This window comes from Rhodococcus sp. PML026, from assembly GCF_000963615.1.
Taxonomy (GTDB): domain Bacteria; phylum Actinomycetota; class Actinomycetes; order Mycobacteriales; family Mycobacteriaceae; genus Rhodococcoides; species Rhodococcoides fascians.
On the sequence record NZ_KQ031373.1, the window covers coordinates 183,335 to 197,080 of the forward strand.

Sequence of the window (13,746 nt, forward strand, 5' to 3'; positions counted from 1 at the left end):
GTCGGCCGCCTACGGGGATTGCCGTACAGGCTCGGTCAGTGTGGACCGGCCGGACCATGAGCGCAACCCCGCTCCCGACCCCGCAGGGGTCCGGGTATGTGCGTCACGGAGCGACGGTGCGGTACCGCAGCATCATTTCGTGGTCCTCGTGGTCGAGCATGTGGCAGTGCCACATGTACCCCTGCAGTTCGGTCGGCCCCGGAGCCGGCATGTCGTGACCACTCATGTCGTGACCGCTCATATCGTGACCGCCGTGGTGGGCGGCCGGTCCCGCGAAGGTGGCGTCGGGATCGAAGCCGAGTTCGTCGGCCGTCGGGAATCGGACGAGGATCTGGGTGACGGTGCCCGGGTACGTGTTGACGGTGTCCTTCCACCCGGCTTCCCAGGTGGCCGGCGGCACCGAGGGTCCGGTGAGGAACTTCTCCACCGGCGGAGCCCATTTGGTGCCGAACGTCGGCCGCGGGAAGTCGCGTTGGTACGCGGCGAGGTCGATCGGAATACGGCCAAGCGTGCGAAAGTGTGCTAGGTGCAGGTGAATCGGGTGTGGCTCGACCGTCGTGTTGACGATGTTCCACATCTCCACGGTGCCCTGCTTGGGCATCTCGATGTCCGGGTCGGAGTACCGCAGGTTGTTCAGGTTCATCAGCGTCATGTCGAGGTTCAACCCGCCGGAGGGCTGGTTCACGGTGACGGTGCGGGTGAAGGTGGGGGTCGGCAACGCGGGCAACAGATCCGGCTGCCCCTTTCCCCCGCGCAGCAACGACGGCATGCCGCCCCGGAACCCCGCCGCGGACGCGACGCGGAACTGACAGAACATCGGCATCGGGACGGCTCCGAGCGATGCGGCTTGCGCCGGCGGCGGCTCGTCGTTGAGGAGCTCGACGAGAGCACCCGACTCGACTGCGGCGAAGTCGACGAGAATGTCGGCGCGTTCGGCGGGTGCGAGTCGAATACTGGTGGTTTCCACCGGCGCATCGAGCAGTCCGCCGTCGTTTCCGATGACCCAGAATCGTAACTTGTTGGTGAAGAACAGGTTCCACACGCTGTACGACCCGGCGTTGACGAGCCGCAGCCGGTACATACCCCGTGCGACTTCCATCGTCGGCCAGATCTTGCCGTTGACGACACCGACGTCTCCGGTGCCGCCGCCTTCCCATTTACCCTGCGGCACGGTGATATTGGAGCGGATACTCATGCTGCCGTCGGGGTTCATGATCTTTTCCTGGAGTACCAGCGGCAACTCGAATTCGCCCGAGGGTAGACCCAGGGCGTTGTCGGATGTGCCGGTGTCCCACCGATCACGGACGAGGTTCATCCCGAGCAGGCCCGCGTAGACGTTGATGCGCGTCATCGACATGGCGTGGTCGTGGTACCAGAGTCCGGCGGCGTCGTTCAGACCCGAGAAGTTGTGCGTCATCGACTCACCCGGGCGCACCAGCATCTCGGAGTGCCCGTCGCTCGCCGGCTCGGTGATGGCACCGTGCAGGTGCAGTGCCGTCGGCGTCATCGTGCGATCCATCTCGCTCATGCCGTGCAGCGAGGTGTCGATGTCGGCGGCGAGCGGATTCCCCGCGGTGGTGTTGGAGTACTTCAGCGTCCACGGCTGGCCCTGCTGCGATTCGATGGTGGGCCCGAGGTAGTCGCACTGTCCGTAGCCGAACGTAGGCGCGGGCCTGAGATCGGCGTGGAATGCGTGGGTGGCGCTGTGCGCGTCCAGGCTCACCTCGGTTCCGCTGATCAGCGGCAAGCGCGGTAGCTCGTCGCGGAACGGCGTCAGCGGCGGCGAATGGAACAGCAATGGACTCTGCCCGCGGAAGAAGTCGTCGGCCAGCGCTCGACGAGTCGTCGACGCCACGGGTATCGCCGCTGCTCCGGCTGCCACTGCGGCCGCCGCCAGCCCACGTAGGGCGGTGCGTCTGGACACGGAGCCGCTCACCCGGCCACCTTCCTCCTGGTTGTGATGGGGCCCATACTATGTGCTGGTCGGCTCCCGCCGTCACCCCACACTCGGATCGTCCGGCACGTTCCTGCCGGTGGAGGGATCTATTTCGTCATGGCAACAATTTCTTTCGAGCGCACGACCAGGCTTTTTCCCGGCTCCGACACCCCCGCGGTGAACGAGCTCGACCTGCACATCGAGGACGGTGAGTTCCTCGTTCTGGTCGGCCCCTCCGGGTGCGGCAAGTCGACGTCGCTCCGGATGCTCGCCGGGCTCGAGGAGGTCAACTCGGGACGCATCCTCATCGGCGGCAAGGACGTCACCAATTCCGAACCCAAGGATCGCGATATCGCGATGGTGTTCCAGAACTACGCGCTGTACCCCCACATGACCGTCGCCGAGAATATGGGGTTCGCGCTCAAGCTGGCGAAGGCGAACAAGGAGGACATTCGCACTCGCGTCGAGGAGGCCGCCAAGCTACTCGACCTCGAGCCGTACCTCGACCGCAAGCCCAAGGCGCTCTCCGGCGGCCAGCGGCAGCGAGTTGCCATGGGGCGCGCCATCGTTCGGCAGCCCCAGGTGTTCTTGATGGACGAGCCGCTGTCCAATCTCGACGCCAAACTGAGGGTTCAGACGCGGACGCAGATCGCTCAGTTGCAGCGTCGACTCGGCACGACGACGGTCTACGTCACGCACGATCAGGTCGAGGCCATGACGATGGGTGATCGCGTCGCCGTCCTGAAAGGTGGTGTGCTGCAACAGTGCGCCACCCCGCGTGAGCTCTACCGAACCCCGGTCAACGCATTCGTCGCCGGGTTCATGGGCTCACCGTCGATGAATCTGTTCCGCGCTCCGGTCACCGACGGCGGCGTCCGCCTGGCCGATCAGGTAGTCCCGGTCCCACGTCAGACGCTCGGTTCCGCCACCGAGGTGATGTTCGGCATTCGTCCCGAGCACATCGAGATCGCGAGCAGCGGAATAGCTCTCGAGATCGACGTCGTCGAAGAGCTCGGTTCCGAGGCCTTCGTGTTCGGCCGCGCGGACATCAACGGCCGGACCGAAACCATTGTCGCTCGGGCCGATTGGCGCAGCCCGCCCGAGAAGGGCGATCGCGTTCACGTCCGCATCGACGAAGCCCATGCGCACATCTTCGACGCCTCCGCCGAAGGTCACCGCCTGAACTGACCGTCGTGCGCGTTGTGCGTACCCCTGGGGACACACAACGCGCACGACCTCAGACCAGGAGCTCGGCGATCTGAATAGTGTTGAGCGCGGCACCCTTACGCAGGTTGTCGCCCGAGACGAACAGCGCGAGTCCGCGGCCCTCGGGGACGCCCGGATCCTGGCGGATGCGGCCGACGAGGGAGTCGTCCTTGCCTGCGGCTTCCAGCGGCGTCGGTACGTCGACCAGCGAGACACCCGGTGCGGAGGCCAGCAGTTCACGAGCGCGTTCCACTGACAGCGGTGAAGCGAACTCGGCGTTGATCGACAGCGAGTGCCCGGTGAAGACCGGAACGCGCACGCAGGTGCCACTGACCAGCAGGTCGGGCAGTCCGAGGATCTTGCGCGATTCGTTGCGTAGCTTCTGGTCCTCGTCCGTCTCGCCGGATCCGTCGTCGACCAACGCGCCGGCCAGCGGCAGGACGTTGAAAGCGATGGGCGCGACGTACTTGTTCGGAGCCGGGAAATCGACCGACGAACCGTCGTGCACCAGTTTTTCGACGTCGTCGATGACGGCGCGTGCCTGAGTGGCGAGCTCGTCGACGCCGGCGAGGCCGCTACCGGACACCGCCTGGTAACTCGAGACGATCAACCGCTGCAAGCCGGCTTCGTCGTGCAGCACCTTGAGCACCGGCATGGCGGCCATGGTGGTGCAGTTGGGGTTGGCGATGATGCCGCGGGGCGGGTTCTTCGCCGCCTCGGGGTTGACCTCGCTGACCACCAGCGGCACATCGGAGTCCTTGCGGAACGCCGACGAGTTGTCGATGACGGTGGCACCTGCGGCAGCGAATCGCGGTGCCTGCTCACGCGAAAGCGTGGCACCGGCCGAGAACAGTGCGATGTCGATACCGGTGAGGTCCGCGGTGGACGCGTCCTCGACGATGATCTCCTCGCCGCGGAACGGCAGCTTCTTGCCCGCCGAGCGCGCGGAGGCGAAGAAGCGAACGGTGTCGGCGGGGAAGTTGCGCTCCTCCAACAGGGTTCGCATGACGGCACCGACCTGGCCGGTGGCTCCTACGACTGCAACTGTGGTCATGGCTATCGTCCTGTTCCTGCGTGCACGACGGCTTCTTCGTCGCCGCCGAGATCGAAGGCGGCGTGCAGTGCGCGCACGGCATCGTCGAGCTGAGTGTCGCTGCACAGCACCGAGATACGGATCTCGGAGGTGCTGATGAGATCGATGTTGATGCCGGCGTCGGCGAGGGCCTCACAGAACGTCGCGGTGACGCCGGGGTGGCTCTTCATACCGGCACCGACGAGCGAGACCTTGCCGATGTGGTCGTCGTAGAGCACCTGCGCGAAGCCGATATCGGCCTGCAGCTTGGTGAGCTTCTCCACGGCCGTCGGACCGTCGGCCTTGGGGCAGGTGAAGGTGATGTCGGTCTTGCCGGTGTCGATCTTGGAGACGTTCTGCAACACCATGTCGATGTTGATCTCGGAGTCGGCCACGGCGCGAAAGACCTTGGCGGCGTAGCCCGGTGTGTCGGGCAGACCGACGACGGTGACCTTCGCCTCGCTGCGATCGTGTGCGACGCCGGTGAGAATTGCTTCTTCCACTGGAATGTCCTCCATAGATCCGGAGACGATCGTTCCGGGTTTGGTGGTGTACGACGAGCGCACGTGAACGGGAACGTTGTAGCGACGGGCATATTCGACGCAGCGCAGCATGAGCACCTTCGCGCCGCAGGCTGCCATTTCGAGCATCTCCTCGAACGAGACGGTCTCGAGGTGGCGTGCGTTGGGAACGATGCGCGGGTCTGCGGTGAAGATGCCGTCGACGTCGGTGTAGATCTCGCAGACGTCGGCGTTCAATGCCGCGGCGAGCGCGACGGCGGTGGTGTCGGACCCACCACGACCGAGCGTCGTGACGTCCTTGCTGTCCTGGCTGACGCCCTGGAAGCCGGCGACGAGCACGATCGAGCCCTCGTCGAGTGCGCTGCGGACGCGGCCGGGGGTGACGTCGATGATCTTGGCGTTGCCGTGCACGCTGGTGGTGACGACGCCTGCCTGGGAACCGGTGAACGACCGTGCCTCGGCGCCGAGCGAGTGGATGGCCATCGCGACCAGTGCGTTGGAGATGCGTTCACCCGAGGTGAGCAGCATGTCCATCTCGCGGGCGGGCGGGGCCGGGCACACCTGCTGTGCCAGGTCGAGCAGTTCGTCGGTGGTGTCGCCCATCGCCGATACGACGACGACAACGTCGTTGCCCGCCTTCTTGGTCTCGACGATTCGTTCAGCGACGCGTCGGATACGTTCGGCGGTCCCCACCGACGATCCACCGTACTTCTGGACGATGAGAGCCACGCGTTTTACCTCCGCTGGATAGCCGACAATCGTTCGATTGTCCGCGGGTCACCTTACCGAGCGAATGCCCCGAGCAGTGGGCCGGGTAGCTCCGAGCTGGGACTTTAGGGCCTCTCGCCTGCCTTAACATGTTCAAGTGACCGTTCCCGAACATCTCCCACCACCGCCGGCACGAGGTCTGAAGGTGCTCTTCGGGCTCCCCGCCGTCGGCCGGCGTTGGCCCGGTGGACTGCGTTCGGCGCTGGCGTTCGGTGTTCCGGCGATCCTGGCGTGGCTGCTCGGCTTCCACACCGAGGCACTGCTGGTGGTCTCGGGCAGTTTTGCGGTGATCTACGGCGAGGGCCGTCCCTACCGATCGCGGTGGTGGGTGGTGCTGACCGCAGGGGCCGCCCTGGTGGCCTCGGTGTGGCTGGGCGCGACGGCCGGTCGGCTCGCCCTCGACTTCGGCGAGACCGGATGGGCGCGGATGATTCCGGTGACCGTGTTGTCGGTTCTCGCTCTCGTCGCGGTCTACGTCGTGGCAGCGCTGCGACTCGGCCCGCCCGGAGCCTTCTTCTTCGTGCTGGTGTGCGCGGTGGCGTCGTACCTCCCTGCCGCCGACATCAGCGCGACCCGCGGTGCCGTGTGCGCGGCGATCGGTGTGGCGTCGGCGCTGGTGGTCGCGATGTCCGGGGTGGTGCGTGACCCGAGGGGTCCCGAACGGGCGGCCGTCGGTGCGGCCGTGGCGGCGATCGAGAAGTACACGACATCGCCGACGGCGTCCGTGGGCGATCGACATACCGCCGCCTCGCGTCTGCACGCGGCGTGGGCCGCGGTGTACGAGGCCGGGTCGACGCGCGGGACCTCGCGCCCCGCGCTGGTACAGACCCTGTTCGACGCCCATCTCGCGTTTGCGGCTGCCACGAGGGCGCGCGCCGGTGCAGTCCCGGATCCGGAAAGTGCGGTGGAATCGCCACGAGATCAGCTGCCGCTGGCTCGTCCGGGCATCGGGTATCGGTTGAAGCGGTCGTTGCATAGAGATTCGCACGCGGCGTCCACGGCGATCCGGGTGTTCTGCGCGGCGGCAGGTGCCGGCGGGATCAGTGTGGCGATGGGTTTGAGCAGGCCGGATTGGGCGATCCTCGGCGCGGTCCTGGTGCTCCAGCAGGGGCCGGATCGTGTGCACGGGACGTACCGCGGCATGCAGAGGCTCGGCGGAACGCTGGCCGGAGTGGTGCTGTTCTCGGCGATCTATCTTTCGCCGCTGACCGGTCTCGCGGTGATCGTGGTGTTGATGGTGCTGCAGTTCGCGATCGAGATCAGTGTGGCGCGCAATTACGGTCTCGCCGTCACGTTCATCACCCCACTCGCGTTACTGATGGGCACCATCTCGCATCCGGGCGCTCCGCTCGGCGGCATCGTCGTCGATCGGGTGGTGGAGACCGCGGTGGGCGTCGCCCTTGCCTTCGCGGCGCTGTGGTTGTTGTTACCGGGCGCCTTTCGGCGCGCGCTGCTGTGGTCAGATCGACGGGTTCTGGAGTTGACCGACCGATTGTTGACGGCCCTCCGAAGCGAAAACGTTTCGGCGGCAGCCACGATGGAGCTACGACGAGATATCCAGTTCGAGCTGGTCGGTGCCGCGCTCGCGGGAGCCGAAGCGGCGCACAACGATCGCCGCTGGGCGCATCGAATGTGGGAGAGGCATGCAGAGGTCGACCACCTCGGATACGAACTGCTCGCACGGTGTTGGACCGCGGACGATGTCGGACGACCGAACGACATCGATCAGTGGCAGCGCAGGCACGACACCGTGACCGGAAAATTCGACTCCCGAACCCTGGGGTAGGCGGTCGGTCTGCGGTAGTACACTCACCCCATGCTGCGAGCTCTCCTTCTTAACAGCCGCGACGGGGTCTGAGACCAGACTGGCTTCCCGTCGCGGGGTTCGTTGCGCCGGTCGAACACCATTGCTCTGATCTGTACGGAGAGACGAAGACCATGTCACCAGCCGACGCATTCACCTCGGGATCCCGCACCATCACCCCTCCCTCACGGCCCGCGCCCAGCGACCAGCCTGCGTGGAACACCCAGAAGAACTCCTCGATGCCCACGTTCCGTTATCGGCCGTTCGCCGAGGAAGTGGAGCCCGTCACCCTCCCCGACCGCACGTGGCCGGACAAGATCATCGACCGGACGCCGCAGTGGTGTGCAGTCGATCTGCGTGACGGCAACCAGGCGCTGATCGATCCGATGAGCCCGGCCCGCAAGCGCCGCATGTTCGATCTGCTGGTCCGAATGGGCTACAAGCAGATCGAGGTCGGCTTCCCGTCCGCCAGCCAGACCGACTTCGACTTCGTCCGCGAGATCATCGAGGACGGCGCGATTCCCGACGACGTCACCATCCAGGTTCTGACGCAGTGCCGTCCCGAGCTGATCGAGCGCACGTTCGTCGCGTGCGAGGGCGCTCGCAGCGTCATCGTCCACTTCTACAACTCGACGTCGATCCTGCAGCGCAAAGTGGTGTTCCGGGCCGACCGTGACGTCATCAAGAAGATCGCGACCGACGGTGCTCGCAAGGTTCTCGAAGAAGCGGCCAAGTTCCCCGATACCGACTGGCGCTACGAGTACTCCCCCGAGTCCTACACCGGCACCGAACTCAGCTACGCCAAAGAGGTGTGCGACGCGGTCACCGCTGTCATCGACCCGACGCCCGAGAAGCCTCTGATCCTGAACCTGCCGGCCACCGTCGAGATGGCGACGCCGAACGTCTACGCCGACTCGATCGAGTGGATGAGCCGCAACCTCGATCGTCGCGACAGCATCGTGCTGTCTCTGCACCCGCACAACGACCGCGGAACCGGTGTTGCCGCAGCCGAACTGGGCTACCAGGCCGGTGCCGATCGCATCGAGGGATGCCTGTTCGGCAACGGTGAGCGCACCGGCAACGTCTGCCTGGTCACGCTCGGCCTGAATCTGTTCACCCGCGGCGTCGATCCGCAGATCGACTTCTCCAACATCGACGAGATTCGCCGCACGGTCGAGTACTGCAACCAGTTGCCCGTCGCCGAGCGCCACCCCTACGGCGGCGACCTGGTGTACACCGCGTTCTCGGGCAGCCATCAGGACGCCATCAACAAGGGCCTCGATGCCATGAAAGTCGCCGCAGACGAACAGGGTTCGGACATCGGCGACATCACCTGGCAGGTGCCGTACCTGCCCATCGACCCCAAGGACGTCGGCCGCACCTACGAGGCCGTCATCCGCGTCAACTCGCAGTCCGGCAAGGGCGGCGTCGCGTACATCATGAAGTCCGATCACGGACTGAACCTGCCGCGTCGCCTGCAGATCGAGTTCTCCCAGGCCGTCCAGCGCATCACCGACGGTGAGGGCGGCGAGGTCTCGCCGAAGGAGATGTGGGACGTCTTCGCCGAGGAGTACCTGACGCCGATCCGTCCGCTCGAGCGCATCAAGCAGTCGGTACAGGCTGCCGAAATCGACGGCGGAACCGACACCATCACCGCCACGGTCAAGGTCGACGGCGTCGAGCAGGAAATCTCCGGCTCCGGCAACGGGCCACTCGCCTCGTTCGTCGACGCGCTGTCCACCATCGGTTACGACGTCAGCGTCCTCGACTACTCCGAGCACGCACTGTCCGCAGGCGACGACGCCCAGGCCGCCGCCTACGTCGAAGCCTCGGTCACCTCGCCTGCAGGTGTCGCCACCACCGTCTGGGGCGTCGGAATCGCGACCTCGATCACCACGGCGTCACTGCGCGCTGTGGTCTCGGCCGTGAACCGCGCGCTGAAGTAACTTCGCTGCTCGACGACACGCCGCTCACCTTTTGGGGTGGGCGGCGTGTTGCGTTGTCGAGCCCTCACGAAACGAAAGCGGGCGCGGTCGACGTGGGGCTCACTGGGATTTCCGGTCGACGAAAGGGACCAAAGACCCGTGTGCACGGGGTGCCGCGAATGCCACACTGAATCAGCCGTCGGGGCACCTTGGAGAATGGAAGTTCGCCATGGATTCTTTCTGGGATTTTCTTTGGCTTCTCATCGTCGGGTTCGCCTTCGTGGCCTATCTGATGGTGATGTTCTCGATCATCGGAGATCTTTTTCGGGACCACAAGACATCCGGGTTCGTCAAGGCCCTGTGGGTACTCTTCCTCATCGTTGCGCCGTTCCTCACCGCGCTGGTCTACCTCATCGTGAACGGCAGCAACATGGCCAAGCGTCAGGTTGCCGCCCTGCAGCACGCACAGGACCAGCAGGAGGAGTACATCAAACACGTCGCCGGTCGATCTGCGTCCGAAGAGATCGCACACGCAAAGGCGTTGCTGGACAACGGAACCATCGATCAGGACGAGTTCACGACGCTGAAGGCCAAAGCGCTGTCCTGAACGTAGCTTCCGCTCCGAACGCATCGAGCACAGCGGCGATCGCGGGTAGTCGCCGCGCATCCGTTCTCGTCGCGAGTTCGTAGATTCGCCCGGCTCGAACGCCGGCGAGCTCTCGACGTACCAGGCCCGGATGCACAACGGCGTAGCGCGGCATCAACGCCACTCCGTGCCCGGCGGCGACGAGTGTTTCGGTCACTCGAAAGTCGTTGATGCGTTGGACAACTCGCGGCTGCACTCCGGTCACCGAGGCCACGGAGAGCAACACGTCGTCGACCGGAAAACCGCCGCGAACGCTGATCCACCGCTCGCCGATCAAGTCTCGCAGATCGATCGAGCCTTGCTGCGCCAGTGCGTGATCGAGAGGCAACACCAGATCGATGGGCTCGCGCATCAGGGTCGTCACCTCGATCCGTGGACCCGCCGTCGACGGAGCCCTGTCGTCTCGGTGGGTGAGCACCACGTCGTAATCGGCGAGTAGCTCGGGCACCGAGGATGCGGGCAGGTCCTCGTCGCGCGCATCGATGTCGACGTCCGAGTCCGCCAACCGCGTCAGGACCCCGGGCAGCAGCAGTGCCGCACCCGACGGGAACAGGGCAACTCGGACGCGTCCCCGCGGAGACGCTCGATAGCGATCCATTTCTGCGGTGGCGCGGGCGAGGGCAGCGAGAACTTCGTCGGTTCTGAGTACAAGCGCCCGCCCGGCGTCGGTGAGGCGCAGCCGACGCCCGTCCGGTTCGAGCAATGTCACGCCGGCCTCGCGCGCCAGCAGTTTGAGCTGTTGAGACACCGCCGACGGAGTCATCGACATCGCCTCGGCGACCGATGCAACGGTTCCGCGGTCGGCAAGCTCAGCGAGGATCCGGAGCCGCTCCACATTCATACAGAAAATCTTAACTGTTGGTGCGGATATATTCGATTGTGCTGATTGTTTGCGCCCGTCACGATAAAAGACATGACCACACGCGACCGCCTCCTCGGACTGACTGTCGCCGTTCTGTGGGGACTGAACTTCCTCGCCATCCGCGTCGGGCTCGACCACTTTCCGCCCTTCTTCTTCGCGGCACTGCGCTTTCTGGTCATTGCCATTCCGGTCGTGATGTTCGTTCCGCGACCGAAGGTGCCCCTCAAATGGTTGCTGCTCTACGGTTTCGGCTTCGGCTTCCTGCAGTTCGCCTTCCTGTTCGCGGCGATGGCGGCAGGCATGCCCACCGGATTGGCGTCGCTCGTCCTGCAGTCGTCCGCTCCGTTCACCGTAATTCTCGGCGCGCTGCTGTTACGCGAACACGTGAGCCGCAGGCAGGCAATCGGCATCGGTGTGGCCGTCCTCGGCATGGTCCTCATCGGGTGGGATCGCGCCCAGAACGCCACCCTGCTGCCTGTCGTCCTCACCCTGCTCGCCGGTCTGGGCTGGGCCTTCGGCAATCTCGGAAACCGACTGGCCAAATCCAACTCCCCGATGACACTGATGCTGTGGATGACCGTCATCCCGCCGGTGCCGATGTTGGCGCTGTCGGCGGCCGTCGAGGGCCCGAGCACGGGCTGGCACGCGCTGGCCGACTCGTTCGGATCGCAGGGCTGGCCCGGTCTGGTCGCGTTGGCGTACATCGTGATTCCCGCCACGATCGTGGGTAGCGGCCTGTGGAGCATCCTGATGAGCCGCAACCCGGCCGGTCTCGTCGCACCGTTCTCGCTGCTGGTTCCCGTCGTCGGTATCGCGGGTGCCTGGGCGTTTCTCGACGAAACCCCGTCGCTGTTGGCCCTGCTCGGCGGAGCGATCGTCATCGGCGGCTGCCTGGGCGGAATGGCTGCCAGGAAGCCTGCCCCAGTTCTGGAGAAAGTACCGGTGTGAGGGCGGGAGTGGAGCCTGCGGGATGACCCAGGGGTAGCGAGCCGCCGATATGAAACGCCGCCCTGTTCTGTGCCAGACTCGGCGGATGGCTGAACTGGGTGAGCGCAGACGTATCGGCGCCCGTGGCCGCGTGGCATTACGCGCGGCGGAGCTGGCGACGTGGGCGTCCCGCAAGGCGGGCCGAGGCAAGGGCTCGATGATCGGTGGTCTGGTCGCGCTCAAGATCGATCCGACCATTCTGGGCGGTCTGGGCCGAGGGCGACGCACCGTCATCGTCACCGGCACCAACGGCAAATCGACTACGACGCGGATGACGGCGGCAGCACTGGCCACTCTCGGCGACGTCGCCACCCAGGCCGACGGAGCCAACATGGATGCCGGCATCGTCGCGGCACTGCACGCTCATTTCGACGCCGAGCTGGCCGCCCTGGAGGTCGACGAGCTCCACGTCCCCCACGTATCCGACGCGGTCGATCCCGCGGCGATCGTGCTGCTGAATCTCAGCCGCGACCAGCTCGACCGTGTCGGCGAGATCAACATGATCGAGCGAGCCCTGCGCGCCGGGTTGGCCCGTCATCCCGACACCGTCGTCATTGCCAATTGCGACGACGTCCTCGTCACCTCGGCGGCGTTCGATGCGCCGAACGTTGTCTGGGTCGCCGCGGGCGGCGGCTGGGCCGGCGACTCCGTCAGTTGCCCGCGTACCGGCGAACCCATCGTCTGGGACGGCGAGCACTGGTACAGCACCGGAAGCGATTTCAAGCGTCCGACGCCGGATTGGTGGCTCGACGACGAGAATCTCTACGGCCCCGACGGGCTCGTTCTGCCGATGACATTGGCGCTGCCGGGAAAGGCCAACCGCGGCAACGCAGCTCAGGCCGTGGCCGCAGCCGTCACTCTCGGCGCAGCACCAGCCGACGCCGTCGCTGCCGCATCGGGAGTCGACGAGGTGGCCGGGCGTTACTCCACCGTCCAGTACGGATCGCATTCCGTCCGAATGCTTCTGGCCAAGAATCCCGCCGGATGGCAGGAAGCGCTGTCGATGATCGACCCCACGTGCGACGGTCTCGTCATCGCCGTCAACGGGCAAGTACCCGACGGTGAAGACCTGTCGTGGCTGTGGGACGTGCGTTTCGAGCACTTCGAGGACGTCGCCGTCGTCGCGGCCGGTGAACGCGCGACCGACCTGGGCGTCCGCCTGCTGTATGCCGGTTCGCAGCACACCACCATCGCAGATCCGTTGCAGGCCATCGCATCCTGCCCGCCGGGACGCGTCGAAGTGCTGGCCAACTACACCGCGTTCCGCGATCTCGGTCGCGCACTGGCACGGGAGACCAAGGATGTCTGAGTCCACCGTTCGCATCGGCCTCGTTCTGCCCGACGTCATGGGCACGTACGGCGACAACGGCAACGCCCTCGTTCTCCGCCAGCGACTGCGGATGCGCAACATCGATGCCGAGGTCGTGCACATCACGCTCAACGATCCGGTCCCGGATTCGTTGGACGTGTACACCCTTGGTGGAGCAGAGGATTCGGCTCAGCGCCTCGCGACGCGTCACCTCACCCGATACCCGGGCCTGCAGAACGCAGCTGCTCGCGGTGTGCCGGTACTCGCTATCTGCGCCGCGATCCAGGTGCTCGGGCACTGGTACGAGACCTCCGCAGGCGAACGCGTCGACGGTATCTCCCTCTTCGACGTGACCACCGCGCCCCAGGCCACCCGATCCATCGGTGAAGTCGTCACCGAACCCACGCTCGACGGTCTCACCCAGAAGCTCAGTGGATTCGAGAACCACCGCGGCGGAACGACACTCGGTCTAGACGCGGCACCACTCGCCAAGGTCACGCACGGGGTGGGTAACGGTGTCGGCGACGGACGTGAAGGCGTCGTGCAGGGTTCGGTGCTGGGCACCTACATGCATGGGCCGGTACTCGCCCGAAACCCGGAGTTGGCGGACTACCTACTCGAACGGGCGCTGGGCACTACCCTTGCTCCCCTCGACCTCCCCGAGGTCACGCAACTCCGCAAGGAGCGGCTCCGCCGCACGTGAGTGAAAC

General features: G+C 65.7%; 11 protein-coding genes. 7 read left to right on the plus strand and 4 right to left on the minus strand.

Annotated elements, in window-relative coordinates; genetic code table 11:
- Window positions 1-103: 103 nt before the first annotated feature.
- Window positions 104-1,936: a multicopper oxidase family protein gene (locus VF34_RS11480; protein ID WP_032373783.1), complete on the minus strand. Its 1,833-nt coding sequence runs from the start codon at window positions 1,934-1,936 to the stop codon at window positions 104-106.
- 117 nt (window positions 1,937-2,053) lie between these two features.
- On the opposite strand from VF34_RS11480, the gene VF34_RS11485 reads away from it, so the two are divergent.
- On the plus strand, window positions 2,054-3,124 hold the full coding sequence (locus VF34_RS11485) for an ABC transporter ATP-binding protein (RefSeq protein ID WP_027494521.1): 1,071 nt from the start codon (window positions 2,054-2,056) through the stop codon (window positions 3,122-3,124).
- A 49-nt stretch (window positions 3,125-3,173) separates the two neighbouring features.
- Here VF34_RS11485 and VF34_RS11490 read toward each other — a convergent pair whose 3' ends face one another.
- Both VF34_RS11490 and VF34_RS11495 read right to left on the minus strand, forming a co-directional pair.
- Window positions 3,174-4,196 carry an aspartate-semialdehyde dehydrogenase gene (locus tag VF34_RS11490; protein ID WP_027494522.1) on the minus strand — a complete coding sequence of 341 codons (1,023 nt, stop codon included), beginning with the start codon at window positions 4,194-4,196 and terminating at the stop codon, window positions 3,174-3,176.
- Between the two features lie 2 nt (window positions 4,197-4,198).
- Entirely contained in the window at window positions 4,199-5,464 is a 1,266-nt protein-coding gene (locus VF34_RS11495) for an aspartate kinase (protein ID WP_027494523.1), read from the minus strand.
- Window positions 5,465-5,600: 136 nt separating this feature from the next.
- On the opposite strand from VF34_RS11495, the gene VF34_RS11500 reads away from it, so the two are divergent.
- From VF34_RS11500 to VF34_RS11510, 3 genes are all read left to right on the plus strand, one after another.
- Window positions 5,601-7,289, plus strand: coding sequence for an FUSC family protein (locus VF34_RS11500; RefSeq protein ID WP_032373782.1), 1,689 nt, complete (start codon window positions 5,601-5,603; stop codon window positions 7,287-7,289).
- A 152-nt stretch (window positions 7,290-7,441) separates the two neighbouring features.
- A complete protein-coding gene (gene leuA / locus VF34_RS11505; protein ID WP_032373781.1) occupies window positions 7,442-9,253 on the plus strand; it encodes a 2-isopropylmalate synthase in 1,812 nt (603 codons plus the stop codon).
- A gap of 208 nt (window positions 9,254-9,461) precedes the next feature.
- Window positions 9,462-9,839 (plus strand): SHOCT domain-containing protein, encoded by a 378-nt coding sequence (locus tag VF34_RS11510; RefSeq protein ID WP_027494525.1) that lies wholly within the window; start codon window positions 9,462-9,464, stop codon window positions 9,837-9,839.
- Here the strand turns inward: VF34_RS11510 and VF34_RS11515 are convergent.
- Window positions 9,808-10,719, minus strand: a complete 912-nt coding sequence (locus VF34_RS11515; RefSeq protein WP_032373780.1) for a LysR family transcriptional regulator — start codon at window positions 10,717-10,719, stop codon at window positions 9,808-9,810. The two genes, VF34_RS11510 and VF34_RS11515, sit on opposite strands and share 32 nt — an antisense overlap.
- Window positions 10,720-10,791: 72 nt before the next feature.
- Between VF34_RS11515 and VF34_RS11520 the strand changes: the two genes are divergently transcribed.
- The 3 genes from VF34_RS11520 to VF34_RS11530 all read left to right on the plus strand — a co-directional run bounded on the left by VF34_RS11520 (window position 10,792) and on the right by VF34_RS11530 (window position 13,739).
- Window positions 10,792-11,688 (plus strand): EamA family transporter, encoded by an 897-nt coding sequence (locus VF34_RS11520; RefSeq protein ID WP_032373779.1) that lies wholly within the window; start codon window positions 10,792-10,794, stop codon window positions 11,686-11,688.
- Between the two features lie 85 nt (window positions 11,689-11,773).
- Window positions 11,774-13,036, plus strand: coding sequence for a Mur ligase family protein (locus tag VF34_RS11525; RefSeq protein ID WP_032373778.1), 1,263 nt, complete (start codon window positions 11,774-11,776; stop codon window positions 13,034-13,036).
- On the plus strand, window positions 13,029-13,739 hold the full coding sequence (locus VF34_RS11530; protein WP_032373777.1) for a type 1 glutamine amidotransferase: 711 nt from the start codon (window positions 13,029-13,031) through the stop codon (window positions 13,737-13,739). Before VF34_RS11525 ends, VF34_RS11530 begins: the two co-directional genes overlap by 8 nt.
- Window positions 13,740-13,746 lie beyond the last annotated feature (7 nt).